Raw genomic sequence first — 26044 nt, 5'->3', positions numbered from 1 at the left:
GCGCTTGCCGCGGCGAAAGCCGCCGGGCTGCCGGTTGTCCTTGTCGCGCTTGCGGCGGCGGGCGACCACGCCCGCCGGCAAACGGTCAATTCCCGCGCAGCCTCCTCAGAACGTCTTTGCTGGGGTGGCCGTCCTGTTCCAGCCCCATGCGGGCCTGGAACTCCTTGATGGCACTGCGCGAGCCCTGCCCGATCTTGCCGTCGATCGGGCCTTGATAATAGCCTAGCGCACCGAGGCGTTTCTGCAACTCCTCGGTCTCATCGGAGGAAAGCCGCTCGAAAGGCCGGTTCCAGTCGCGTACGAGGCCGCCCACACCCGCGATCTGGTCGGCGAGCAGGCCGACGGCGAGCGCGTATTTGTCGGAATTGTTGTAGCGCTTGATGACGAAGAAGTTCTTCACCATCAGGAAGGCCGGTCCGGCCCGGCCGTCCGGCACCTTCAATTCGGCGTTTTCGGAGGGGCGGGGGAAAGGCTTGCCGTTGGCCCGCACCACGCCGATCGATTCCCAGCGGCTGAGCGACATCGTGCCTGCGGGAAACTTGCGGCCACCCGGCAGCACCACTTCATAGCCCCAGGTTTCGCCGCTCTGCCAGCCGTTCTTGCGCAGGAGGTTGGCCGCGGTGGCAAGCGCATCCGGCACCGAGTGCCAGATGTCGCGCCGTCCGTCCCCGTCCATGTCGACGGCATAGGCCTGATAGCTGGTGGGAATGAACTGGGTGTGCCCCATGGCGCCGGCCCACGAACTGGTGAGCTGGTTTTCGGGAATGTCGCCGCGCTCGAGGATCTTGAGGGCGGCGAGCAATTGTGTCCGTGCGAACTTGGCGCGCCGCTTGTCGGCGTAGGCGAGGGTGGCCAGCGAACGCGGCAGGTGGCGCATGATGCGGTCGTTCTGGAGCGCTTCGCCGTAGTTCGATTCGATCGACCAAATGGCCAGGAGGATGTAACGGCTGACGCCGAACTGGCGCTCGATGCGATCGAGCCACGGTTCCCATTTGCGTGCCATCTGGCGTCCTGTCCGGATGGCATTGTCCTGCACGCGGTTGTCGAAATACTCCCAGGCTTCCGCCCTGAACTCGGGCTGATAGCGGGCCTTTTCGAGAACTTCGGGATCCGGGGCTGGCACCCCCCGGAAGGCCCGGTCGAAGGTCGCACCGGAAACGCCGTTCTGGATTGCGACATTGCGGAAATCGGCGAGCCAGCGCTGGAAGCCGGCATCGGCGAAGGCCGGCTGGGCCATCAGCCCGATCACGAAGGCAGTCACCACGAGTCTTGCCAGAGCCAGACCGCGGGCGGCTTGGTACGCAAACATTCCAACCTCCATCGGAACAACGAGCCGTTTTTATCGCCGATTGCGGTTAGGAAAGGGTTTACCCTAAAACCCGACAAAATCGGGGCTGTGTTCGCAGAATGTCCACCTTTATGGTGCAGGAACCGAAAACCACGTATCAGCATTATCCGATGCCTTCGGGCCGTCAACATGTCTTGAGGGAAATTGCCGCATGACCAAAATACGCAAGGCCGTCTTTCCCGTCGCCGGGCTGGGGACACGCTTTCTGCCCGCCACCAAGGCGCTGCCGAAGGAAATGCTCACCGTCGTCGACAAGCCGGTGATCCAATATGTGGTCGACGAGGCGCGCGAGGCGGGCATCGAGCACTTTATTTTCGTCACGGGGCGCAACAAGACGGCCATCGAAGATCATTTCGACGTGCAGGTGGAGCTTTACGAGACGCTCTCGCGGCGCGGCAAAACCGAAATTCTGGACAGGCTGGAAGCCATGCAGCCGCAACCCGGGCAGACGAGCTACACCCGCCAGCAGGTCCCGCTGGGGCTGGGGCACGCGGTCTGGTGCGCGCGCGAACTGGTCGGCGGCGAGCCCTTCGCACTGCTCCTGCCGGACATGATCATGCAATCGGAGACCGGCTGCCTGAAGCAGATGGTCGACCTTTACGAGAAATCGGGCGGCAACGTGCTTTCCGTCGAGGAGTGCGATCCCGGTGAGACGCACAAATACGGCATCGTCGGGCGCGGCAAGGACATCCATACCGGTTTCGAGATCACCTCCATGGTGGAAAAGCCCAAGCCCGCGGACGCGCCGTCGACCTTCTACATCAGCGGCCGCTACATCCTGCAGCCGGAGATCTTCGCTCTCCTGGAAAACCAGCAGACCGGCGCGGGCGGGGAGATCCAGATCACCGACGCGATGCTGCGCCTGCACGCCGAGCAATCCTTCTATGCCCATGTCTACAAGGGCAGGACGTTCGACTGCGGTTCGCCGGAAGGTTTCGTGGAGGCCAATCTCTCCTTCGCGCTGGAGCGCGAGGAGTTCAGGCCATACCTGAAGAACTTCATCCGCACGCTGCTCCCCGAGATCGAATCCTAGAGGTCTTGGGACCGCGATTTAGGTGGTCGCCGCGATCAGCGCTGCAGCTTCATGCCCATGAAGACGCTGGTCGTCTCGTAGTCGCGGCCGGGTAGATCGCTCGTCTGGCGCTCGTGACGGAGGCGACCGGTGAGGCCTGCGTAACGGTTCAGCCACCAGGTGAGGGTCGCTTCGCCGTTGAGCACGAGATCGTGGCCGCCGGCCTCGTAGTCGCGCCAGGCGGCGCCGAGTGCGAGATTGCCGGTCAGGTTCGAGCGCAGCCGGCGCTCGACGCTGAGCGTTCCGGCATAGAGCAGTGAGCTGCTGTCGCCGGCATCGGCGGATCCCTCGATCGTCGTGGTGCCGTCGAGCCGTACATTGGTGCCCCGCATGGGGGACCAGTCGAGTGCGGCTGCGAGCGCCAGGCCGGAAATCGTCTCCAGCCGATCGTCCTCGAAATCTTCCGCAATCCAGCCCGCCGAAACCTCGCCGGAGAGCTTTTCCGACAGGTCGAGTTCGATGCCGCCGCGAACGCCGTAGCGGTTCGCGGACCGGGCGTAGCCGGCGCTGTCGCGCTCCTCATCGTAGAAGCGCCGGCCGGCCTCGATCTCGATGAAGGGCATGAGGGCGGGCGAGAGTTCGTACCCACCGCGCAGGCGGGCCAGTGCCAGGGTGGAGTCCCGCTCGGCCTGGGAGAGGGTTGTGCCATCCGTGAGCCGCGCGTCGCCGTACTGATCGCGCGAGACCTCGCCCGTGATGCCCACATGGATCCTGCCGAGCGCCTTTTCGAGCCCGACCGCGCCGTCGATCGTGTGGCGCAGCGGCTGGCGGTCGACGCCGGCGATGGCGACCGGGGAGGACGCAGACTCGCGCCGGGCGGAATAGCCGAGTGCCGCCCGTCCGGTCATGCCGTGGGCGAGATCCAGTTCGAGCGCGGCGTCGGCCGCGCCCTCCAGTTCGGAGACCTCCTCGCCGGAGAGCGATTTGCGGTAGGTGGCGAAGCCGTCAAGGACAGCACGATGGCGCGACCAGTCGGAAACCGCGTTGAGCCGCAGCGTGCTTTCGGACAGGAGGGCCTCGCGACCGTCCGGGCTGTTGTCGGCGTTCGAGGTCCAGGTGAGGCCTTCTTCGAGGGTCGGGAAAAGCGTGAAGGTGCCGAGGCGCAGGCCGAGCGGCGCATAGGGGTCCGTCTCGGGCCGGCGTTCAGCGGCGTTGCCGACGGGCCGTACACGCTCGTTGGCGCGCAGCGGCAGGAACAGGTCTTCGCGGTCGGGCTCTGCGCTCGCGGCCCGGAGGCTCGCGGTATCGATCTCGTCGACCGACTCTTCTGCGCCGACCTCTTCCGCACCCGTCGTGGCCGCAGCATTCTGCGCAGCCTCTTCGCGCTCACGCTCGCGCCCGATAGCGGTGGACGGCCGGCGGGAGGGCGTGTTCGCGGCCGGGGGCGACAGCGGATCCTGATCAGGATCCGCTTCGGGCAGCGCGCCGGGACTGACCGGCTGATAGGCATTGGCGGGAAACCCGACGGTCCCCGTCGTTCGTGCGTCCGTCTCGCCGGTGGGCAGAAGTGTTGATGTGATTTCCGACTCGCTCACGGCGCCGCGCAGACCGGTCTCCTGGCCGGTGGCGGGAATGGCCGGCAGAATCGCGCCGGCCGCGCAGGCCAGGCACAACAATCCGTACGAACTCTGCTTGCGAACGCGAGGCATCACGATCCGAACACTTGAGCGCGGGCGCGCCAGGGTAAGCGAAACGTAAATTGCCTTGGTTAACGCAAGGTTGAGTGAGACGTCCTGCCGTCAGACTTTATTGGACATGGCGCGGTGAAAGCGCTAAGCGCTTTTGCATGCTGAACAGGCCCATCAAGACGATCGATTCACAGCGCACCGTCGATTCGGCGATGCGGACGCTGGATGCCGAGAAGACCGCGCTCTGCGCCCTCGAAGAGGCGCTGGCCAACGGGCTGTCGGGTCCGTTCAAGGAAGCCGTCGAGGTCATCTCGCGCATTGCCGGGCGGGTGATCGTCAGCGGCGTCGGCAAGAGCGGGCATATCGGCTCCAAGATCGCCGCCACGCTCGCATCGACGGGCACGCCGGCCTATTTCGTCCATCCGGTGGAAGCCAATCACGGTGATCTCGGCATGATCACCCGGGACGATGCCATCATAGCGCTATCCTGGTCGGGCGAGAGCGCGGAGTTGAAGGGCATTGTCGCCTATGCGCGGCGCTTTTCCATTCCGCTGATTGCGATCACGGCGGGCGCCGACTCCACCTTGTCCCGAGAGTCCAGCGTGGTGCTGTGCATGCCGCGCGTGCCCGAGGCCTGCCCGCACAATCTCGCGCCCACCACGTCGACGCTGCTGCAACTTGTCATGGGCGACGCGCTCGCCATCGCTCTCCTGGAGGCGCGCGGCTTTACAGCCGACCATTTCCGCACCTTCCATCCCGGCGGGCAGCTCGGCGCCAAGCTCACCCATGTCGGCGACATCATGCATACCGGCGAGCGCATTCCGCTCGTGGCCTCCGGCACCGGAATGCGCGAGGGGATCCTCGAAATCTCGCGCAAAGGGTTCGGCTGCGTGGGCATCACCGATCCGGGCGGCAGGCTGATGGGCATCGTCACCGACGGCGACCTGCGCCGGCACATGGACGGCGACATCCTGTCCATGAGCGTCGACGAGGTGATGACGAAGAACCCGAAGACGATCGTGCCGGAGACCCTGGCCGCGACGGCGCTGCAGATGATCAACGCGTCGGCCATCACTACACTGATGGTGGTCGAAGACGGCAAGCCGCTCGGCATCGTGCACCTGCACGATCTCCTGCGTATCGGGGCGGCCTGAGGGCGCGCCCGTTCGCGCGCAGAGCAATTTCAGGAATGGCTGCGGCGCTGGCCCCCTCTCTTGCAAATTCCAAGGACTTAGCTTTGCTAAGCCCAGGAATTTGCTTTCTCCCCCGCAAGGGGGGAGATAGACGCTCGCACGAGCGTTTCCGCAATCACCAACGTTGGCGATTGGCGGAAACGGCGGTGCAGGCGTATCTCTTCCCTTGTGGGAGAGAAAGCGATTTCAACATCTTAGCCGGAGGCTAAGTGTTAGAAATCGCCAGAGACGGGCTTGCGCCGCAGCCGTCTGTTCAATCCCAACAAATCCTACGCCCAGCCGGAGAGCTCGCGCCGCACCAGTTCCTCGATGACCCGCATCCCTTCCTCGCCGTCGTTCAGACACGGGATGTGGGTGAAGTTCTGGCCGCCCGCCTCGTGAAAGGTCTCACTGGCCTCGACGGCGATCTCTTCGAGCGTTTCGAGACAGTCCGAGACGAAGCCGGGATTGAAGACGGCGATCGATTTCACGCCCTCGCGGGCCAGCCGTTCCACCGTCTTGTCGGTATAAGGCTGCAGCCATTCCTCCGGGCCGAAGCGTGACTGGAAGCAAGTGAGGAACCTGTCCTCGCTGAGCCCCAGCCGTTCGCGCAACAGACGCGAGGTCTCCCGGCACTGGCGGTCATAGGGATCGCCGCGCCGGGCGTAGCTTTGCGGGATGCCGTGGTAGGAGGCGATCAGGACATCCGGCTCGAAGTCGAGCCCGGCAAGATGGCGCTCGATGGAGCGGGCGAGCACATCGATATAGACGGGCTCGTCGTGATAGGCGGGCACGGTGCGAATTGCCGGCTGGAAGCGCAGCTTCATCAGCGTCTCGAAGAACTTGTCGTTCACCGTGGCCGTGGTGGTGGCGGAATATTGCGGATAGAGCGGGAACATGACGATGCGCTCGCATCCGCGGGCGATCAGGTTCTTCGTCACCTCCTCGATCGACGGCGCACCGTAGCGCATGGCCCAGTCGACGATCACATGATCCTGCGCGGCAAGGGCGGCTGCCAGCTTCTCGCCCTGCGCGCGGGTGAATGTGCGCAAGGGGGATTCGTTTCGCTCCCGGTTCCATATCTTGGCATAGGCGGCACCGGACTTCTTCGGCCGGGTGCTGAGAACGATGCCGTAGAGCACCGGGTACCAGACGGCGCGCGGCCACTCGATGACGCGCCGGTCGGACAGGAACTCGCGCAGATAGCGGCGCATCGGCCAGTAATCCGTGCCGTCCGGGGTGCCGAGATTGACGAGCAGAACGCCGATCTTGCCGGCGGCGGGGCGGTGCTCGGCAGTCTGGGCGGCCTCGGCTTTGCTGGCTGGCTGGCTGGCGGTGGTCATGACTTACTCCGGGTGTGACCTGCGGCCTTTGCGAAACCGACCGGGGTGGTGCGGAAACGTTCAGGCAGGATCCTCGGGGCTTGACCCGAGAATCCACGCCTGAACGGTCCCAAACCGCAAGGGCCGACTTCCAGGACCGCTCTGATGACACTCACACCTAACGAAGTCTTTTACAAAGACAATGCCGCTGCTAGCCGCAGGTGGAAAAGCCCCGCCGCGGTCGGCGGGGCGAAAGGGCTCAATCGGCGGAGGGGACGTTCAGCGTGGCGCCGACGATAAGGCGGCGCGGCGTGAAATCGGGATTGGCATCGGCGAGGCGGCGCCATTCGGTCGGACTGCCGTAATAGCGCGCCGCCAAGTCCCAATAAGTGTCGCCACGTACAACGACATGGGTGCCACGGCCACCATCCGCCGCCATCTCGGCGTCTGCGGCTTCCTCCATTGGCTCCTCAGCCATTGGAGCTTCGCTTTCCAGTCCTCCGGATGCGGCCTCCGGCGCAGCCGCCATGGTTGCGCCGTCGGCGGCGCCCGCTTCGGGCGTCTCCTCCATGGAGGACTGATCGGCGTCCGCCCCTTCATCGCCTGCATCGGTCGCGGCGGAAGCGGACGGCTGGTCCTCTTCCATCGGTGCGGCGGCCGTTTCCTCGCTGTTGTTTCCCGCGGCGGTCGAGACCCGTGCGATGCGGCCGTCGGTATAGGGCTGGTAGGGTTGGTTCTCGGCTAGGTAGTCGGCCACCACCTGCTCGAGACCGGGCCCGTAATCGTAGGCGTTTTCGGCGTTTTCGGCGAACAGGCTGTAGCCGTCGCCGCCGTTGCGCATGAAATTGTTGGAGGCGATGGTGTAGGTTTCGTCCGGCTCGATCGCCGCCCATTCGCCGTCTTCCTCGACCTCGACCGTTCCGATCCGGTCACCGGGCTCGGCTGACGGATCGAAGGTGTAGCGCAGGCCGGATACCTGCGGGAAACGGCCCGCCCCTTCCTCGATCTGGCTGACGCCGCTTTCAAGCGAGGCGACCACGTCCGAGCCCTTCAGCTGGAAGGTGGCGAGCGTGTTCTGGAAGGGGAGCACCTCCAGTACCTCGCCCATGGTGATCTCGCCCTCGTCGATGGAAGCGCGCAGCCCGCCGCCATTGGTGATGGCGAAATCGGCGTCCTGGTCCCGCGTGCGCGCCAGCATGGCGTCGGTGACGAGGTTGCCCATTTCGCACTCGCCGGCGCGGCAGCTCTCGCGGCTTCCATCGATCGGGGCTGCGGTCTCGGAAATGACTTTCCCCTTCAGCTCCTCGATGGGGCCGGCAAGCTCCGCCACGCGCGCGGCAACATCCTCGTCCGGTTGGACGGAGGCGTCGATGAGAAGCAGGTCGCCGGCGGCCTCCGTCACCACGCCTTCGTCGTCGAAGACGACGGCCAGCTCTCCCAGATATTTGGAATAGGCGCCGGCCTGAACCACGGGCACCCGGTAGCCTTCCGGATTGTCGACCATGGTTGGGTAGGGCCCCTCGGCGCCTTCGATCGTGTTGGACAAGAGCGTGTTCGTGTGCCCACCGACCACCACGTCGACGCCCGGGATCTTTGCGATCGCTTCGAGATCGCGCGGATAGCCGACATGGGTGAGGGCGATGATCTTGTCCACGCCTTCGTCCGTCACGGCTTCGACGGCCGCGGTGATGCCCTCGACATCCTCGATGATGGAAACGTGCTCGCCCGGCGAGGAAAGCTCCGCGGTATCGTTCGCAACCGCGCCGACGATGCCGATCCGCTCGCCGCCCACGTCCAGGATCACGTATTCGCGCACGCGGTCGCCAAGCGCGGATGCTTCCGCGGCCTTGATGTTGGAGCCGAGCACCGGGAACTCGACTTCTTCGAGGAAGGCGGCGAGGCCGTCCTCCCCGTCGTCGAATTCGTGGTTTCCGACCACCATGGCGTCGGTGCCCATGAGGTTCAGGAACTCCGCTTCCACCGTGCCCTTATAGGTCGTGTAGAAGAGGGAGCCCTGGAAATTGTCGCCGGCGTTGAGGAACAGGACGTTCTCGCTGTCGAGCGCCGTGCGCCGCTCGCGCACCGCCGTGACGAGGCGGGCAGCGCCGCCGAAGCATTCGCCGGCCGCATCGTCTTCCGCCGAACAGGTGGAATCATAGGCGTTGATAGGCTCGATGCGGCTGTGCCAATCGTTGATGTGCAGGATGTTCAGCGTGTAATCCGCCAGGGAGGGTGCGGTGGAAAGCGCCAGCGCCGATGCGCCCGCGGCCAGGACGGCGATTGTCTTCATCATTGCAACTCCGGCTGGTCCCCTGATCTTAATTTAGCGCTCCACCATGTCGGTTCGGTAACGCATCAACATGCTTCCACCGGCGATGCGGCGAAGGCAAGAGGGACGGTGCGGGCGTCGAGGCGCGGTGCTGTACGGAATGGTTTCCAGCCGGCGGATGATCAGGCCATGAAAAATTGAGCAGGGACGCCGATGCGCGTGACACTCGCCGTCCCGGCTCGGCCATCCGGCAGGGCATGCTTCACGACGGCCGTGCCTGCGCACACGCGTGGCAAAAGACCTGAGCCTTCACGATGCGAGAGCTCTCACGATCCTGGACTGCCGCAGAAACGAACGGTTCTGGCGGAGGCGCGCATGGCCAAAGCCGCCCAAATATTCCGTTTCAGCTCCGCCGGGTCAGGACGAAGTTCGTTCCCATGGAGTTGGTGCAGTTCAACTGATTGGGGTTCGGCATCGTGCAGGCGACTTCGACCTGTGTTCCCCGGGCCAGGGCCGTCATCGAAATGTGGATGTTGTTTCTGTCTTGGAACTGATAGGTGCCTTGCGACATCGTGCCGCCGGTGCGCGCGTCGACGGACACGAACTGGCCGTCCCTGAAGGTGGATACGGCAATTCCTCCCTGGTCGATCCATCGACCCTCGATACCGCTCTGTTGTGTCGGGGCGGGACCTCCTCCTCTCGGCGCGACCATTGCACAGCCGGAAGCAGCCAGGACGGATACCAGTGCCGCAAAAGTGGCGAACCTGCCGAATGATTTCATGACGCCCTCCTTCGCAATGGCTTTCATTCGCCGGTTTTTCCGGTCGGATGCAAGTAAAAAGGCACCGATACAAGTCATTACAGCACCAGTATGTTGCGGAATTGCCATGGGTCCCCCTCGTCGATGTCCTCCGGGAAAAGCCCGGGCCGGCCTTCGAGCGGCGTCCAGTCGGTGTAGTAACCCTTGACCGGTCCCAGATAGGGCCGCTGGATCTCCAGGCAGCGCCGGTAGTCCATCTCGTCGGCTTCGACGATGCCGGCTTCGGGGTTTTCGAGCGCCCAGACCATACCGGCCAGCACGGCGGAGGTGACCTGAAGGCCGGTCGCGTTCTGATAGGGCGCGAGTCCTCGCGTTTCCTCCAGGGAAAGCTGGGAGCCGTACCAGTAGGCATTCCTGTCATGGCCGTAGAGGAGCACGCCCAGTTCGTCTATGCCGTCCACCAGCTCGTTCTCGTCCAGCACATGATGCACGGGCTGCGGCCTGCCGGCCGCACCGAACATTTCGTGCAGCGACAACACCGCGTCGTTGCAGGGGTGGTAGGCGTAGTGGCAGGTGGGCCGATAATTCACTTCGCCGTTTTCGCCGCGCAAGGTGAAGAAGTCGGCAATGGAAATCGACTCGTTGTGGGTGACGAGGAAGCCGTATTGCGCGCCGGGGGTGGGGCACCAGCTGCGCACGCGCGTGTTGGCGCCGGGCTGCTCGAGATAGATGGCCGCCTTGCAGCCTTCCTCCTGGTCGCGGGCGTTTTCCGGGCGCCACGTCTCGTGGGTGCCCCAGCCGAGTTCGGCCGGCTGCAGGCCTTCGGAGATGAAGCCTTCGACCGACCATGTGTTCCAGAAAACGTCCATCGGCTTGGGCTTCTTCGTGCGCTGGGTGTCGCGCTCGGCGATGTGGATGCCCTTTACGCCGGCCTTTTGCATCAGACGCGCCCAGCTTTCGCGGTCATAGGGGCCGGGCTCCGTGAAATCGAGCTTCAGGTCGCGGGCGAGCTCGACCAGCGCCTGCTTGACGAACCACGAGACCATGCCGGGATTGGCGCCGCAGGTGGAAACGGCCGTCGTGCCGCCGGGATTCCTGGCCTTTTCCTGCCGCACGGGCTCGCGCAGGGCGTAGTTGGTGCGCGCGGCGTTGCTGGCGGTTTTTTCGAAGTAGAAGCCGAGCCACGGCTCCACCACCGTGTCGATGTAGAGCACGCCGAGTTCGCGGCACAGCTTCATCAGGTCCAGCGAGGAGGTGTCGACGGAAAGGTTGACGCAGAAGCCCTGCCCCTCGCCGGCGGTCAGGAGCGGGATGAGCAGGTCCTGATAGTTCTCCTTCGTGACATAGTCCTGTACGAACCGGATGCCGCGCTCGTCGAGGAGCTTGCGGTCGGTGTCGACCGGGTCGATGACGACCATGCGCGACTTGTCGAACCTGAAGTGGCGTTCGATCAGGGGCAGCGTGCCACGGCCGATCGAGCCGAAGCCGATCATGACGACAGGGCCGGTGATCTCGCCGTGGATGGGCCAGTCCTTTTCAGCCATTTCAGGGCTCTCCTCATCGATTGCGGGTGATTGCCGGCGTCAAAAACACAGAACGCCGTCACAATAAAGCGGAAAGCGCGGGAAGAAAGGCGGGTTTCCCGACGGGACCAACCGCTCAGTCCACCTCGGGAACCTCGCCGGTGGCGAAGCGCGCCTTCAAGAGACACTCGGCATATTCCTCATCCACCTGGGAATCGAAGACGATGCCGCCGCCCACATTGAAGACCGCCTCGCCGCCCGGGTGGAGCGAGATCGTGCGGATGGCGACGTTGAAGCGCATGCGACCGTCCGGAGCGGCCCAGCCGACGGCGCCGCAATAGACATCGCGCGGCACGCCTTCCAGGGCGCGCAGGATCTTCATGGCGCTGATCTTCGGTGCGCCGGTGACGGAGCCACAGGGGAAAAGCGCGGTGAGGATGTCGGTCAACGAAATGTCCGGTAACAGCCTGGCACGCACGCGGCTGATCATCTGGTGCACGGTGGGATAGGTCTCGACGTGGAAAAGCTCGGGAACGGAGAGCGTGCCGACCTCGGTGATGCGCGAGATGTCGTTGCGCAAAAGGTCGACGATCATGCGGTTTTCCGCCTGGTTCTTGGGATCGTTCCTGAGCGCCTCCTTGAGGGCGGCATCCTCCTCGGCCGTCCCGCCGCGCTTCATGGTGCCCTTCATGGGCAGCGTCTCGATCCAGCCGTCGGCGGAAATCTCGAAGAAGAGCTCCGGCGAACGCGACAGTACAACGGGGCCGCCGAGATCGACGAAGGCGGCGTAGCGCACGGGCTGGCGCGCCGTCAGCGTGTCGAAGAGCGCCAGCGGGTCGCCCTCCCAGCGCGCCGCCACGGGAAAGGTCAGGTTGCCCTGATAGGCATCGCCCAGGCGCAAGTGGCGGTGAAGGCGCTCGAAGCGGGGGGCGTAGTCGGCAAAGCTCCAGGCGGCGCGGGGCGCGAAAAGTCGCGGCGTGACGGCGGTGTCCGGCTGAGCCTCGAACGGGCCCGGTTCGTCGAAGACGCCGAGGCAGGCCAGCGGTGACCGCCGCCCCTCCGGCAAATGCTGCCTGAGCGCCGGCTCGAGGACGAAACCCGCTTCATAGGCGATATAGCCGGCGAGCCATTTGCCCGCACCGAGCGCGGCTTCCGCCCGCTCCAGCGCCGGCGGGAGTTCCGCTGGCTCGTTCGCAATGAGGACCTCCCGCGGCTTGGCGAAGGAAAGGGTTTCACCCTGAAGGTCGTTGCGGAAGAGGGCGACGTGGCGCCTGGAAGGGGGGCGTGAAGAGCGCGACATTGCAGGCAACCGCTGCTTTACCCCTCATCTAGCGCTTCCAGCTCGTCGATCAAACCCTCGATCACCGAAAGGCCCTTGCTCCAGAAGGCGGGGTCGGAGGCGTTAAGGCCGAAGGGGGCGAGAAGCTCCGAATGGTGTTTCGTGCCGCCGGCCTTCAGGAGCTCGAAATACTTCTCCTGGAATCCCGTTTCCGCCTGACTGTACACGGCAAAGAGCGAGTTCACCAGGCAATCGCCGAAGGCGTAAGCATACACGTAGAAGGGCGAGTGGATGAAATGGGGAATATAGGCCCAGAAGGTCTCGTAGCCTTCGCGGAGCCTCACCGCCGGACCCAGGCTTTCCGCCTGGACCTCGAGCCATAGCCGGCCGATCTGATCCGATGTCAGCTCGCCCTTTCGCCGCTCGGTGTGCACCTTGCGCTCGAACTCGTAGAAGGCGATCTGGCGCACGACCGTATTGATCATGTCCTCGACCTTCTGGGCCAGCATGGCCTTGCGCTCGCGCTTGTCGGCGGTGCGCTCGAGCAGGGAGCGGAAGGTCAGCATCTCGCCGAAGACCGAGGCCGTCTCGGCGAGCGTCAGGGGTGTGGAGGCCATCAGCGCGCCCTGGCCGGCGGCAAGCACCTGGTGAACACCGTGCCCGAGTTCATGGGCGAGCGTCATCACGTCGCGCGGCTTGCCCATGTAGTTCAAGAGCACGTAGGGGTGTGCGGAGGGCACGGTGGGATGGGCGAAGGCGCCGGGCGATTTGCCGGGACGCACTGGCGCGTCGATCCAGTTCTTCTCGAAGAAGCGGCCGGCGATCTCCGCCATCTCCGGGGCGAAGGAGCGGTAGGCCGAAAGGATGGTCTCGCGCGCTTCGTCCCAGCCGATCGTCGTCTGCGGTGCTTCGGGCAGCGGCGCGTTGCGGTCCCAGTGGTTGAGCTTGTCCATGCCGAGCCACCTGGCCTTCATGGCATAGTAGCGGTGCGAGATCCGCGGGAAGGCGTCGTGGACGGAAGCGGCGAGCGCATCGACGACCTCGCGTTCGACGCGGTTGGCGAGATGACGGGAATCGGCCACATCGGAGAAGTTGCGCCAGCGGTCGGCGATCTCCTTGTCCTTGGCAAGCGTGTTGGTGATAAGGGTGAACAGGCGGATGTGTTCCCCCAGAGTCTCGGCAAGCGCTTCGGCGGCCTTGCGGCGTTTCCTGCCGTCGGCGTCCTGCAACAGATTCAGGGTCGGTTCGAGCGTCAGTTCCTCGCCATCGACCTGAAAACGCAGGCTCGTCATCGTCTCGTCGAAGAGGCGGTTCCAGGCGCCGCGCCCGGTCACCGAGCTTTCATGGAACAGTTGCTCGATGCGGTCTTCGAGCTGGTGCGGGCGGTCCTTGCGGATGTCCAGCACCCAGGGCCGGTAGTGGCCGAAAAGCGGATCCTGCGCGAGCGCCGTCTCGATCAGCGCGTCGTCGATCTTGTTCAGCTCAAGAGCGAAGAACAAGAGATGTGTGCTGGCGTCGGTCAGCTTTTCCTGGATATCACCGTAGAACTTGGCGCGCGCGGGATCGGAGGTGTCATCGGCATAGACGAGACCCGCGTAGGAGCCGATGCGACCGAAGAGTTCGTCGAGTTCCTCATAGGCGCGGACGGCCTCGCCGAGCCGTCCATCGGTTCCCTTCGCCGCCTCCTCGGCGAGCCTGCCTTTCCATTTCTCCTCGAAAGCGCGCGCGTCACGTTGGGCGCGGGCGATGTCGTCGGCCAGTTCCTGGCTGTCGATGGCGGGATAAAGGTCGGCAAGGTTCCACAGGGGCAGATCGCCCAGTTCCGAGGCCTTGCGGGCGCCTTCGGCGGGCGTGCGCGGCGCCTGGCAAGGCCTGCTTGCACTATGATGCATCGGGTACTCCCTATTGTGCGTCCCGGGCGGTTTGGCGATAAGATTTCGTTCACCGGGTTTCTTGAACGCCTGTTTAGGAGGCTGTGCCAAATTGTTCCAGCCCGTCGGAATCACCCCGGAGCGAATTTCAAGGCGCTGTTGCATTCATGTCGGAAACGGTCCTGATAGTCGATGACGATCCCGTCCAGCGCCGCTTGCTCGAGGCGGCCGTGCGCAAGCTCGGCTATGCACCGGTGCTTGCCGAGAGCGGCGAAGGGGCGCTCGAGGTGGTCGCCAGCGCGGCACCGCGGGCGATGGTTCTCGACCTCGTCATGCCCGGCGTCGACGGGATCGAAGTCATGCGGCGGATGCGCCGGCGCGGGATCGACCTGCCCGTCATCGTGCAAACGGCAAAGGGCGGGATCGATACGGTGGTGGCGGCGATGCGGGCCGGCGCCTTCGACTTCGTCGTCAAGCCCGTCTCGCCCGAGCGGCTGGCGCGGGCCATCGGCGACGCCCTCAAGGTGGAGGCCTTCGAGGGGGCGACGCGGCATGGGCGGCGGGCGGAGAAAAAGAGTTTCTCCTTCAGCGATATCGTCAGCCGCAGCCCGGCGATGGAGCGTGCGCTGGCGCTGGCGCGCAAGGCGGCTGCGTCCGATATCCCCGTCCTGATCGAAGGCGAGTCCGGCGTCGGCAAGGAGCTCATCGCGCGCGCCATCCGCGGCGAGAGCGCGCGGCGGGGAAAGGCTTTCGTCACGGTCAATTGCGGCGCCATTCCCGAAAACCTGGTGGAAAGCATCCTTTTCGGCCATGAGAAGGGGGCCTTCACCGGCGCGACGGAGAGACGGTCCGGCAAATTCGCAGAGGCCGATCGCGGCACGCTGTTTCTCGACGAGATCGGGGAACTGCCGGCACAGGCGCAGGTCAAGCTCCTACGCGCCGTGCAGGACGGGGAGGTGGATGCGGTCGGCGGGCGGCGGACCGTGAAAGTCGATATCCGGCTGATCTCGGCGACCAATCGCGACCTGTTGCAGCAGGTCCGGGAGGGGCGGTTCCGCGAGGATCTCTTCTACCGCCTCAACGTCTTTCCGATCACCGTGCCGCCGCTGCGCGACCGGAAGGAGGATATTCCCCTTCTCGTGCAGCACTTCATCGGCCGTTTCTCCAACGCCGTGCCGGGCAAGCGCATTTCGGGCATTTCTGCCGAGGCGCTCGAGGTGCTCGCCGCCTACGACTGGCCGGGCAACATCAGGCAGTTGGAGAATGCGGTCTTTCGCGCCGCCGTCCTGAGCGAGGGTGAGGTGCTGACGGTCGCGGCCTTTCCCCAGATCCGGGCGCAGATGGGCGGGCTGGCGGCGGAACTGTCGCTGCCGGAGGAAAATGCGGCGGCACCTGCGCAGAAAGAGGCGGAGAGCGGTACGCCGGACGAGACGGGGCGACGGCAGTTGCACCCCGGCCTCCTGTCAGCCCTGGACGAAAGGGGGCAGATGCGCACGCTGGAGGCGGTCGAGCATGAGATGATCCGCATCGCGATAGACCACTATGGCGGACAGATGAGCGAGGTCGCGCGCCGGCTCGGGATCGGCCGGTCCACCCTCTATCGCAAGCTCAGGGAAATGGGACACGACGTCCCGAAGAATGGCGGCAGTGAATAAGCGCTGTCCTTGCGCGGTTTTAAATTAACATTTACCACAATTTAGCTGAAAACGCCGCCGTCACGTTCTCGCCACGCTTGTGGCGCATTCCTGCTTCAATAAGTGTCGGTTAACCATTATCGTGCAGGGTGCGAATGCTTTCGGGGGCGCATTCGGCTCTCGTCAGTGGGGACAATTTCAGCCGATAAGGCCTTGGTTTGACTAACAACGACGTTGAACATCGCCGATTGTGCAGGAGAGGGGTCGCGCCGGCAAGATTCGTTGCCGGGTTGATGCTCGCACTGGCACTGCTTCTGTCGGCCGCTCCGGTGGCAAGCGCGGAAACGCGCTCGCTCAGGCTCCATTTCACCCACACGGGTGAACGCGCTGAAATCACGTACAAGCGCAACGGTCGCTATCTCAAGAGCGGCCTGCAGCAGATCAACCACATTTTGCGCGACTGGCGCCGCGACGAGCCCACCACGATGGATCCGCGGCTGCTCGACCTTCTGTGGGAGGTCTATCGCGCGTCCGGTTCGCGCGACTATATCCACGTGGTCTCGGCCTACCGCTCGCCCGAGACGAATGCCATGCTGCGCAAACGCAGCGGCGGCGTGGCGAAGAAGAGCCAGCATATGCTGGGCAAGGCGATCGATTTCTTCCTGCCGGACGTAAACCTTTCCAAGCTCAGGAACGTCGCCCTGAAAAAAGAGGTCGGCGGTGTGGGCTACTATCCGCGCTCGGGTTCGCCCTTCATCCATATCGACGTGGCCGGCGTGCGCCACTGGCCGCGCATGAGCCGCAGGGAGCTCGTCTCCGTCTTCCCGGACGGAAAGACGCTCCATGTCCCCTCGGATGGCAAGCCGCTGCCCGGCTATCAGCAGGCACTCGCCGCCTACGAGGCGCGCGAGCGGAACGGAGGCTCCATCCAGGTCGCCGACGACAGCGGAAAAAGGCGGGGCCGGGGGCTGCTCGCCGCGCTCTTCGGCGGCGGCGCCGACGAGGAAGAGGATAACGCCAACAGCAATATGCAGGTCGCTTCCGCGCCGCAACCCGCAAGGTCCGTGGCGCAGCGCCAGGCAGAACCGGAGCGCCAGGCCGCGCCCGAACCCGCAGCGCCGAAGACCATCCTGGCCGCCTTGCCGGAGCGGGAACTTCCCGTGCCGCGCGAGGCCCCGCGTCCGGATATCGGCGTCGGTACGGCCCTGCCGGTCGAGGCGCCCGCCCCCGACGCTACTCCCGAGGCGGAACAGGAGCCGGAAGCGCAGCCAACGGAAGCTCTTGTCGCCTCCAACGTGCCTCTGCCCACACGGCGCCCCGAATACGCTCCGCCTGAACCGGAGATGCAGGCGGCGCAGGCGGATGCCGTGGATGAGCAGGACGGGGACGTGCAGGACCTGCCGACGGCGACGGCCTATGTGACGCCGACGCGCCGACCCGAGCGGCCAAGCTCGTCCGACGTGATCGCCGAATTGCTGACCGAGCAGAAGGATATGGAGCCGCAGCAGACGGCGGACCGCGGCGTGCCGGTGCCCGCTATGGCGCCGAAGTTCGGCGAGCAGGCTTTCGCCGTGGCGTCTTTGTCGCAGACGGACGTACCGTCTGCACAGGGGAACAGCACATCTGCCGGATCCGTGCCGCTGCCTTCGGATAATATCGAAAAGACGGCTGATACGCCGCGGCGCGTGGAGCTGTTGAAGGAAAGCGGCAACCCGCGCGCGGCGGCTTTCATCTCAAGCGGCGTAAGGACGACGCCCAAGACCGCAAAGCCTGGGCCGCAGGATGCCGGGCGCGCGCGTGCGGCCAAGGTGCTCCCGGTCGAAGCGGCCCCGGCCCATAACGTCCTGAGCCAGGCTTCGCTTTTGAGCTTTGCGCAGGAGGCGAAGATCCCGACCTTCACGCCGGAGATCGCCGAAGCGCCGAAGACGGTCTATACGACCGGCTTCCAACGTGAGGCGATACACATCGCCGATGCGCGGCGTTTCACCGGCAAGGCGGTCAACTTCCTCTCGGTCGCCAAGTTCGCAGAGGAATAGCGCTCTCTTCCCGCACCCTTCGCGCGTTCAAAAGGATGGATGCGCTGTAGCGTTCCACACATGTCCCCGGGGCGGCGTCACCGGCGCCTCGCACGGCGGGCATGGAGGACGCGCTGGAACGGATAAGACGGATAAACGCTTGAGTTGAAACGGGGCGGCCGTTGCGGCCGCCCCTGGTCGAACCGTGCTCGGGAGGAGGAAAGCCGATCCGATGAGGCTAGTATGGGGTTCTCCCGTTAAAGAATGGTTAATGGAAGCTTAACAATTCGATCTATCCACCACTTTAAGTTGCATGACGCTTTCCGGCGTGGCTGTAGGATGCCACGGATATGGCTTTGACCAGCGCCACGACCGGCCGCTCCGGGGCAAGGCCGAGTTCGGATGCCGAACGCGCGGTGATCCGGGCCACGAGCCTTTGACGGCCACAGCGCAGAAGGACGTCGGCGACCGTGCCCGCGGTCTCGACCGCTTCGACCGTACAGGGAATCTGGTTTCGGATGGACAGTCCTTCATGAGGCGTGGTGGCAATGGCGACATCCGATGCGTTGACACTCAGCCGCAGGCCGGCGCCTTCCGCCAGGTCGACGCCGGAAAGCTCGATATGAACGCCCCCGATATCGACGCTGGCCGCGCCGTAGCGCCGGTCGAAGTCGACGACCACACCCTCGACGATGGAAACGGGAATGTCCCCTTCGCCGCGATGAAAGCCGATGATCTCCGCCGGCGTGCCGGCCACCTGTGCCGTGCCATCCTCCACCGCGACCACCCTGTCCGCCAGACGGGCGACCTCGTCGGTCTCGTGGCTGACGTAGAGGACGGGAATACGCGTCTCACCGGCGACCGCTTCGAGATAGGGCAGGATTTCGCCGCGTCGCTGCCGGTCGAGGGAGGAGAGCGGTTCATCCATCAGCAGGATCCCGGGATCGGCCAGCAATGCGCGGCCGATCGCTACCCGCTGGCGTTCCCCGCCCGAAAGCGTTCCGGGAAACCGGTCGAGATGCGGCTTGAGGCCGAGCAGCGCCACCACCTCTTCCAGCGGACGGCTGCCGGCGCGCCGGCCGGCCCAGCGCGCATAGGTGAGGTTGCGCCGGACGGAGAGATGCGGCAGCAGCCGGTCTTCCTGGAAGACGAAGCCCACGCCGCGCGCGCGCGGCGGCAAGTTGATCCCGGCGGCGGCATCGAAGAGCACCCGGCCATCGGCGACGATCCGGCCCTCTTCGGGACGCATGATGCCGGCGATCATCTTGAGAATCGTGCTCTTTCCGGCGCCGGAGCGGCCGAAGAGTGCGGTCACCCCCGGTGCGGCGGTAAAGCGCGCCGATATCGCGAAGCTGCCGGCCTTGCCGGTGATGTCGACCTCAAGCCCGCCCATCGCCGCCCCTTTCCGTCAGCCGTCGCGCCACCCATTCCGACAAAAGCACCGCAGCGAGCGCCAGCAGGACGGAAACGATGATGAGCCGCAACGCGGCTGTGTCCCCCGTCGGGCTTTGAAGCAGGGCATAGATGGCCAGCGATAGTGTCTGGGTCTCGCCGGGAATGTTCGAGACGAAGGTGATCGTCGCGCCGAACTCGCCCAGCGCCTTGGCGAAGCCCAGCACCGCGCCCGCCAGCACGCCCGGCAGGGCGAGCGGCAGGGTGACGGTCAGAAATACGACGAGGCGCGAGGCGCCGAGCGTTGCGGCGGCCTCTTCCAGTCCCCGGTCCACCGCCTCCAGGGACAGCCGGATCGGCCGCACCAGGAGAGGGAAGGCCATCACCCCGGCCGCCAGTGCCGCCCCGGTCCAGCGAAAGGCGAAGGTGAGGCCGAAGGCCGCTTCGAACAGCCTGCCCAGCGGGCCCTGCGTACCGAACAGAACAAGAAGGCCATAGCCCGTAACGACGGGCGGCAGCACCAGCGGCAGGGTCACCACCGCTTGCACAAAGCCCTTGCCTTTAAAGCGGCGGCGGGCAAGAAGCCAGGCCACCGCAAAGGCGGGCGGCAGCGCCAGCAGGATCGCCGCCAGCGCCACCTTGGCCGACAGGAGGACGATCGCCGTTTCCGCTTCCATCATCTTTTCGCCGCCTGGCCGTCAATCGAACGGTGCAAAGCCGAGGTCGCGGAAGATCTCCTGCCCGGCCGGGCCGGCGAGGAAATCGATGAACGCCTGCGCCTGCGGTTCGGCCGTCGCGATGGCGGCGGCCGGATAGAGGATGGGCGGGTGGCTTTCCGGCGGGAAGGTGTAGGCGCGCGAAAGGCCCTCGACCGACTTCTCGTCGGAGCCGTAGACAATCGCCGCCCGCACCTCGCCACGGCGGGCAAGCTCTAGCGCCACGCGGACATTCTCGGCATAGACGGCGTGTTCGCGCACCGCCTCCCACAGGCCGAGGCTCTCCAGCGCCGCCTCGGCGTAGCGGCCCGCCGGCACGTGGCTCGGATCACCCATGGCGAAGCGCTCCCGGTCGAGCAGGTCGGCGGGATCCCGCGCCGTTTGGCCGGCTTCCGCGGATGATGCGATCACCAGCGCGTTCGCGGCGACGGTCCTGATGCCGTCCGGGCGCACCAGTTCACGTTCCGAAAGCCAGTCCATCCATTCCTGGTCGGCGGAGATGTACACGTCGGCCGGCGCGCCGGCTTCGATCTGGCGGGCCAGGACCGAGCTCGCGGCGAGCGAGACGACTACCTCGACCCCGCTTTCCGCCTCGAACGCCGGCGCGGCACGGTCCATCGCATCCTTCATGCTGGCGGCGGCGAAGATGGTGAGCGATTCGGCTGCCGCAGCGGAGAGGGGGAGGCATCCGGCAAGAACGAACAGGACGATGGTCAAGATTCTGGACATGCACATCCTCCATGGCACGACAGTGCGGTTCCAAAGGACGTGATGGTGGACCGAAGGCGGCACCCGCGCCCCGGATGCGGCTTGCCCTTGTCGCAAAGGCGGCCACGCACTGCCGCCCGCGCCGTTGCGGCGCAGGCACTTTATGCCGCGTGGCGGGGTATTTGGCAACAACCGGGCCTCAATCGGCGGCCTGGGACACCGTGGCCTCGATATGATCGACGAGCACGTCCGGCAGCTTCAGGCGCCCGGCGAGCATGTCGAGATAGCCGCGCTCGGCGCGGGTCTCCGGCTCGATCGCCAGGCGCGAGGCGGTGTAGAGCTCGACCTTCTGCGCGTCGGTCTCGGCCGCGGCGACGAGCGCGTCCAGATCGACCGGGCGCTCGAGCTCGCGGATGAGGAAATTCTCGGCCTCGGCTCCGATCGACGTCTCCTTGAGGCGTTCGGCGATCCTGGCGCGCTCGGCATCGTCTATATGGCCGTCGGCGCGTGCCGCGGCGATCATCGCGCGCACCAGCGCGAAGGCGAATGCGTCCTCGCCCTGCGGCGCTTCCGCGGTGTCGAAGGCGGTGCCGGAGGGCGGCGGCAGGACCTCCTGCGTGGCCTCGGCTCCTCCGGGTTTCTGTCCCGACTGGTAGTCCTGATAGGCCTTGTAGGCGAGGCCGGCGATCGCCGCCATGCCGCCGAGCTTGAGCGCGCCGCCTGCGAACTTGCGCCCTTTCTTCGAGCCGAGAAGCATTGCCACGATCGCCCCGGTGGCAAGCGGGTTGTCCTTGGCCAGTTGGGTGACCTGGCCGGCCTTGTCGCGGACGGACGACCCGCCCTTCGAGCCCTGCTGCCCCAGGAAGTCATCGAGCAGCTTCTTCGGATCGATCATGGAGCTCTCCTCGCTACAGGTAGGATGAAGAGAAGTAGGTCGCGCACGGCCGCAATGCAATCCGCGGCACGTGATGCATCGCGTGCCTGCGTGGACAAGTTTTTGCGCCCGGGCGTTCCTTCGGGCGGACATTCTTCCGCCGCTGCAAGGTGTTGGTCGTACTCTTTCGACACGGCTTTGCGGAATCGGCGCCGGATTTGTCCCCGCCGTCGGCCATCCGCGCAGAATGAGGCGGACGCAAAGCCGGAGGTTGCCCCATGTTTTCCGCCGAAACAGAAAAACTGATCATCGAAGCCGCCCAAAACGCGGGGCTGGCGCCCGCGACGCTCCTCGCGCTTGTCGAAGTGGAGTCCGGTGGCAGGACACACGCCGTGGTGCGCGGCCGGCGCGAGCCGCTCATTCGTTTCGAGGGGCATTATTTCGACCGGCGGCTTTCGCCGGAGGACCGGCAGCGAGCGCGCGAAGAGGGACTTGCCGCGCCCAAGGCCGGCGTGGTGCGCAATCCGCCCGGCCAGGCAGCGCGCTGGCGCATGCTCGTGCGCGCCGCCCGGATCGACCGCCAGGCGGCATACGAATCCACGTCCTGGGGCGTGGGGCAGGTGATGGGCGCGCACTGGTCCTGGCTCGGCTACGAGAACGTCGAGGCGCTGGTGGAGGAGGCGCGCAGCGGACCGCGGGGGCAGCTTGCGCTGATGCTGCGTTATATCGAGAAGGCAGATCTGACGGGAGCGCTTCGCCGGCGTGAGTGGTCGGCCTTCGCCCGCGGCTACAACGGCCCGAACTATGCGAAGAACAATTATCATCTGCGGCTGTCGCTCGCCCATCGCCGTCATGCGCGCAGGCTGGCGGCGCACGACCGCGAATCCGCCCCGACGCGCACGTTGCGGCGCGGAGCCCGCGGCCCTCAGGTCGAGCATCTGCAGACAATGCTGAAGGGGCTCGGCTATCCGCTTGTGGTCGACGGTGTTTTCGGTTCGCAGACCCAGGACGCAGTGATGCGGTTCCAGCGCGAACAGGGCCTGGCGGTCGACGGAATCGCCGGGCCCGCGACACGCGAACGCATGCAGGAAGCGATGCCTTTGGGAGGCTTTTATCACACCGCCGGTGCGGCTCTTTCCGCTCTCTGGCGACGCATGTCGAGGCTCTGGAGCGCCCACGACGTTTGAATCCCGCCTGAAACGGTTTAAGAAGGCGGCACGATTGCGCAAGCACTGGAGCCGGTGATGAAGAAGAAGACGGAAAAGCTTCTGGAAATCCTCTCGGGACAGCCCGTCATTCCCGTGCTCAAGATCGAGCGGATCGCCGATGCGGTGCCGCTCGCCCGGGCGCTTGCCCGGGGCGGATTGCCGGCCGTGGAGATCACTCTGCGCACGCCCGAGGCACTGGACGCGATCCGCCTGGTGGTGGACGAGGTGCCGGAGGCGATCGTCGGCGCAGGCACGATCCTGTCGGGCCGGGATTTCACGAATGCCGCGGCGGCGGGCGCGCGGTTCGTCGTCTCGCCCGGCACGACCCAGGAACTTCTGGACGCGGCCAGCCACTCGAGCGTGCCGTTCCTGCCCGGCGCGGCAACGCCCAGCGAGATCATGGCCATGCGCGAGGAAGGCTATCGCGTGCTGAAATTCTTTCCCGCCGAGCAGGCCGGCGGTGCGGCGTTCCTGAAATCCATCGCCTCGCCGATTGCGGATGTGCGCTTCTGCCCGACCGGCGGGATTTCGGTGAAGAACGCGGCCGACTACCTCGCGCTGCCCAACGTGGTGTGCGTCGGCGGCTCCTGGGTTGCACCCGATACCGATCTGAGTGCCGGGAACTGGGATGCCGTGACCGAGCTGGCGCGGCAGGCCGCGGCGCTGCCCCGTGGCCGATAGCGGCGGCACCGCCTGGACGACACATTCTTTCCCGGGCAGCAACAAGAGGCGCCGGTCGGAAAGCCCCCCGTGCGGTATATCGGCCGGTAGGGAGTGTTCCTGATCAGGAACCTTTGCCGTCCCGCCCGTGTTGATGCGTGTCGGTCGAGTCGGGCAAGGTGGTGCAAACCTGCCGGCCCGCCGGCGGAAAAGGCGATGCGGACCGCTTCATGGATGCATTCCTGTCGGGCTACGAGGCTTATCTGGCGCTCGCTCTTCTGGCCCTCCTCTTTACAGCTTTCGTTCTCGAACTCTATCCGCCCGAGGTAACGGCTGTGGGCGGGGCGGCCGCCTTCATCCTGGCCGGTTTCGTGCCGGCCGACCGGGCGCTGGCCGTCTTCGCAAACCCCGCGCCGATCACCATCGCGGCGATGTTCATCCTGTCCGGCGCGCTCGTCAGGACGGGTGTTCTGGAGGCCGTCTCGGAGGCGATCGTCGGGCGCGCGCAACAGAGCCCGGCGTCGTCGACGATTGTCTTTATCGCGGTTACGATCCTCGCCTCCGCCTTCATGAACAACACGCCCGTCGTGCTGATCCTCATTCCCATCGTCATCCGGCTTGCCGCCGCCCTGGAGGTGGCGCCGACACGCCTTCTCATCCCGCTTTCCTACGCGTCCATTCTCGGCGGGACCTGCACGCTCATCGGCACCTCGACGAACCTCTTGGTGGACGGCGTGGCACGGGGCAACGGGCTGGAGCCGTTCTCCATTTTCGAGATCACGCCCGTCGGGGTCGTCGCGATCCTCGCCGGCGTCGCCACCATGCTTCTCATCGGGCGCTTCATCCTGCCCGACCGCGGTGCCTCGGGCGACGATGCGACTTCGGGAGAAACGGAATTCTTCAGCGAGGTGACCGTGCGCGCGGAGGGCAGATATACCGACCGGCCCGTGGGCGAGATCGCCGCTTTCCAGAGGCCGGGCCTGAGAATCATCGGGCTGCGGCGCGGCACGGAGGTCATCCGCTCCGATCTCAAGGCGCAGCACCTGCGGAAGGGCGATGCGCTGGTCGTCATGGCCACGACCTCGGAGCTTCTCACGCTCAATGAGCGCGAGGGCTTGCGTGTCGGCCTGAGGCGCGGCTCCGAACCGCGAACGGAAACGACGGTGGTCGAGGCGGTGGTGGCGCCGCATCGCGCGAGCGCGGGAAGCCGGATCGCCGATCTCACCCTCGGGCGGCGCTTCGGCGTGCGCGTTCTCGGCGCCCACCGGCACCGGCATATTCCCGGTCCGGACCTCGACAATGTCCGGCTCCGGCCCGCCGACAAGCTTTTGCTCGAGGGGCCTGCGACGGGCTTCGACGCGCTTGCCGAGGAAGCCGATCTCGTCTCGGTTTCCCGCCCGTCCGGCCGTGCCTTCCGGCGGCGCAAGGCGCCGATCGCGGTTCTGGCGCTGGCCGGCGTGGTGCTTCTGGCGGCCTACGGCGTCGCCGGTATCGGCATTCTCGCCATGCTGGCGGTCGCCGCGATCCTGCTTCTGCGCTGCATCGATGCCGACGAGGCATGGGATTCCATCGAAGCCTCGATCCTGATCCTCATCTTCGCCATGCTGATCGTCGGCGAGGGGTTGCAGCAGGCCGGCAGCGTCGAGCTCATCGCCGGCGCCGCCGCACCCGTGCTTGCCGGGATGCCGCCCTTCGTCACCCTCCTGGCGATCTATCTCCTGACCTCGGTCCTGACGGAGCTCGTCACGAACAACGCGGTGGCGGTGCTGCTCACCCCGATCGTTATCGGGCTGGCCACGCAGATGGGCGTCGACCCGCGCCCGTTCGTCGTGGCAGTCATGTTCGGCGCCAGCGCCAGCTTCGCCACCCCCATCGGCTATCAGACCAACACGCTGGTCTACGGCGCCGGCGACTACCGCTTCTCCGACTTCCTGAAGGTTGGCGTGCCAATGAACCTGACGGTCGGCATGGCGAGTGTGCTGGCGATCCGGTACTTCTTTCCGATGGAGTAGCCATCTGCCCGCGGCGAGGAGAGGGCAGAAATCGGTGCGGCTAACGTTATACTTGGGTGGTGAGCAGACTGTCTTCTTCTGGCAAGGGTGAGGCTAAAACCGGACATTATCTCTGCACCGAAATGCCAAAAAGGATATGCTCCTGAATTATGCACCAGCCAAGCTAGCGATTTTGCCGGGCCGGACAATCGGAACGCTTCATGGAGCGCAGTCCATCGTTCTGCAGCAGGAAGACGGGACGCCTTCCCAGGTGTCGTCGGTGGCCTCGGGTCTCGTCTATCCAGGGGTGGGACCAGAGATCGCGATGCTCCATGAGGAAGGTCGCCTAAAGATCCCGGCCATCTCGGACGAAGAGGCGATCAGCACCTTCTTCCGCATAGCAAAGTCGGAGGGGATCACCCCGGGTCTCGAAAGTTCTCACGCGCTGGCGTTCGCGATCAAGTTGGCAGAGCGCAGCCCTTCCTCGGAAAGCATTTTGGTGAACCCGTCCGGCCGAGGCGACAAAGATGTCGAATTCGTTCTAAAGCACTATCGGGACGAGTACGATTCTGAGAGATAGACCAGCCGCAAAGTTCACATTT

20 protein-coding genes are annotated in these 26044 nt (G+C 65.5%); 8 read left to right on the top strand and 12 right to left on the bottom strand.

Going from position 1 to position 26044, the window contains the following annotated elements; genetic code table 11:
• Positions 1 to 85: 85 nt before the first annotated feature.
• Positions 86 to 1309, bottom strand: coding sequence for a lytic murein transglycosylase (locus tag SIN08_RS09725; protein ID WP_322451382.1), 1224 nt, complete (start codon positions 1307 to 1309; stop codon positions 86 to 88).
• A gap of 190 nt (positions 1310 to 1499) precedes the next feature.
• Between SIN08_RS09725 and galU the strand changes: the two genes are divergently transcribed.
• On the top strand, positions 1500 to 2381 hold the full coding sequence (galU, locus tag SIN08_RS09720) for a UTP--glucose-1-phosphate uridylyltransferase GalU (protein WP_322451381.1): 882 nt from the start codon (positions 1500 to 1502) through the stop codon (positions 2379 to 2381).
• A 35-nt stretch (positions 2382 to 2416) separates the two neighbouring features.
• Here the strand turns inward: galU and SIN08_RS09715 are convergent, their stop codons facing one another.
• On the bottom strand, positions 2417 to 4069 hold the full coding sequence (locus SIN08_RS09715) for an outer membrane beta-barrel protein (protein WP_322451380.1): 1653 nt from the start codon (positions 4067 to 4069) through the stop codon (positions 2417 to 2419).
• A 137-nt stretch (positions 4070 to 4206) separates the two neighbouring features.
• Here SIN08_RS09715 and SIN08_RS09710 point away from each other — a divergent pair, with 137 nt between their 5' ends.
• Complete coding sequence (locus tag SIN08_RS09710) at positions 4207 to 5202, top strand: KpsF/GutQ family sugar-phosphate isomerase (protein WP_322451379.1); 996 nt, start codon at positions 4207 to 4209, stop codon at positions 5200 to 5202.
• Between the two features lie 308 nt (positions 5203 to 5510).
• Here SIN08_RS09710 and hemH read toward each other — a convergent pair whose 3' ends face one another.
• The 6 genes from hemH to SIN08_RS09680 all read right to left on the bottom strand — a co-directional run bounded on the left by hemH (position 5511) and on the right by SIN08_RS09680 (position 14265).
• The gene (hemH, locus tag SIN08_RS09705; protein ID WP_322451378.1) at positions 5511 to 6563 is read right to left on the bottom strand and encodes a ferrochelatase; all 1053 of its coding nucleotides are present in this window, start codon (positions 6561 to 6563) and stop codon (positions 5511 to 5513) included.
• A 238-nt stretch (positions 6564 to 6801) separates the two neighbouring features.
• Positions 6802 to 8835, bottom strand: coding sequence for a 5'-nucleotidase C-terminal domain-containing protein (locus SIN08_RS09700; RefSeq protein ID WP_322451377.1), 2034 nt, complete (start codon positions 8833 to 8835; stop codon positions 6802 to 6804).
• A gap of 379 nt (positions 8836 to 9214) precedes the next feature.
• Positions 9215 to 9619: a hypothetical protein gene (locus SIN08_RS09695; protein WP_322451376.1), complete on the bottom strand. Its 405-nt coding sequence runs from the start codon at positions 9617 to 9619 to the stop codon at positions 9215 to 9217.
• Positions 9620 to 9669: 50 nt separating this feature from the next.
• Positions 9670 to 11115 (bottom strand): homospermidine synthase, encoded by a 1446-nt coding sequence (locus SIN08_RS09690; RefSeq protein ID WP_322451375.1) that lies wholly within the window; start codon positions 11113 to 11115, stop codon positions 9670 to 9672.
• A 115-nt stretch (positions 11116 to 11230) separates the two neighbouring features.
• The gene (locus SIN08_RS09685; protein ID WP_322451374.1) at positions 11231 to 12394 is read right to left on the bottom strand and encodes an aminodeoxychorismate synthase component I; all 1164 of its coding nucleotides are present in this window, start codon (positions 12392 to 12394) and stop codon (positions 11231 to 11233) included.
• 17 nt (positions 12395 to 12411) lie between these two features.
• A complete protein-coding gene (locus SIN08_RS09680) occupies positions 12412 to 14265 on the bottom strand; it encodes a M3 family oligoendopeptidase (RefSeq protein ID WP_322451373.1) in 1854 nt (617 codons plus the stop codon).
• A gap of 146 nt (positions 14266 to 14411) precedes the next feature.
• On the opposite strand from SIN08_RS09680, the gene SIN08_RS09675 reads away from it, so the two are divergent.
• Complete coding sequence (locus SIN08_RS09675; protein ID WP_322451372.1) at positions 14412 to 15899, top strand: sigma-54 dependent transcriptional regulator; 1488 nt, start codon at positions 14412 to 14414, stop codon at positions 15897 to 15899.
• A gap of 272 nt (positions 15900 to 16171) precedes the next feature.
• Positions 16172 to 17914, top strand: coding sequence for a DUF882 domain-containing protein (locus SIN08_RS09670; protein WP_322451371.1), 1743 nt, complete (start codon positions 16172 to 16174; stop codon positions 17912 to 17914).
• A 283-nt stretch (positions 17915 to 18197) separates the two neighbouring features.
• Here the strand turns inward: SIN08_RS09670 and modC are convergent, their stop codons facing one another.
• The 4 genes from modC to SIN08_RS09650 form a co-directional block, all read right to left on the bottom strand.
• Positions 18198 to 19286 carry a molybdenum ABC transporter ATP-binding protein gene (gene modC / locus SIN08_RS09665; protein ID WP_322451370.1) on the bottom strand — a complete coding sequence of 363 codons (1089 nt, stop codon included), beginning with the start codon at positions 19284 to 19286 and terminating at the stop codon, positions 18198 to 18200.
• The gene (gene modB / locus SIN08_RS09660; protein WP_322451369.1) at positions 19273 to 19965 is read right to left on the bottom strand and encodes a molybdate ABC transporter permease subunit; all 693 of its coding nucleotides are present in this window, start codon (positions 19963 to 19965) and stop codon (positions 19273 to 19275) included. The genes modC and modB overlap by 14 nt, the downstream gene beginning before the upstream one ends.
• 18 nt (positions 19966 to 19983) lie before the next feature.
• Positions 19984 to 20730: a molybdate ABC transporter substrate-binding protein gene (modA, locus tag SIN08_RS09655; protein WP_322451368.1), complete on the bottom strand. Its 747-nt coding sequence runs from the start codon at positions 20728 to 20730 to the stop codon at positions 19984 to 19986.
• Positions 20731 to 20908: 178 nt separating this feature from the next.
• Positions 20909 to 21604, bottom strand: a complete 696-nt coding sequence (locus tag SIN08_RS09650) for a tellurite resistance TerB family protein (RefSeq protein WP_322451367.1) — start codon at positions 21602 to 21604, stop codon at positions 20909 to 20911.
• Positions 21605 to 21861: 257 nt separating this feature from the next.
• Here SIN08_RS09650 and SIN08_RS09645 point away from each other — a divergent pair, with 257 nt between their 5' ends.
• From SIN08_RS09645 to SIN08_RS09630, 4 genes are all read left to right on the top strand, one after another.
• On the top strand, positions 21862 to 22770 hold the full coding sequence (locus SIN08_RS09645; RefSeq protein WP_322451366.1) for an N-acetylmuramidase domain-containing protein: 909 nt from the start codon (positions 21862 to 21864) through the stop codon (positions 22768 to 22770).
• A 57-nt stretch (positions 22771 to 22827) separates the two neighbouring features.
• Positions 22828 to 23472: a 2-dehydro-3-deoxy-phosphogluconate aldolase gene (locus tag SIN08_RS09640; protein ID WP_322451365.1), complete on the top strand. Its 645-nt coding sequence runs from the start codon at positions 22828 to 22830 to the stop codon at positions 23470 to 23472.
• A gap of 137 nt (positions 23473 to 23609) precedes the next feature.
• A complete protein-coding gene (locus SIN08_RS09635; protein WP_322451364.1) occupies positions 23610 to 25463 on the top strand; it encodes an SLC13 family permease in 1854 nt (617 codons plus the stop codon).
• A gap of 136 nt (positions 25464 to 25599) precedes the next feature.
• Positions 25600 to 26022: a hypothetical protein gene (locus tag SIN08_RS09630; protein WP_322451363.1), complete on the top strand. Its 423-nt coding sequence runs from the start codon at positions 25600 to 25602 to the stop codon at positions 26020 to 26022.
• The last annotated feature ends 22 nt before the right edge of the window (positions 26023 to 26044 follow it).

The organism is Chelativorans sp. M5D2P16 (assembly GCF_034427935.1).
Classification (GTDB): domain Bacteria; phylum Pseudomonadota; class Alphaproteobacteria; order Rhizobiales; family Rhizobiaceae; genus Chelativorans.
Note: the sequence above shows the minus strand (reverse complement) of the source record. Positions and strands in the feature narration are given on the sequence as shown.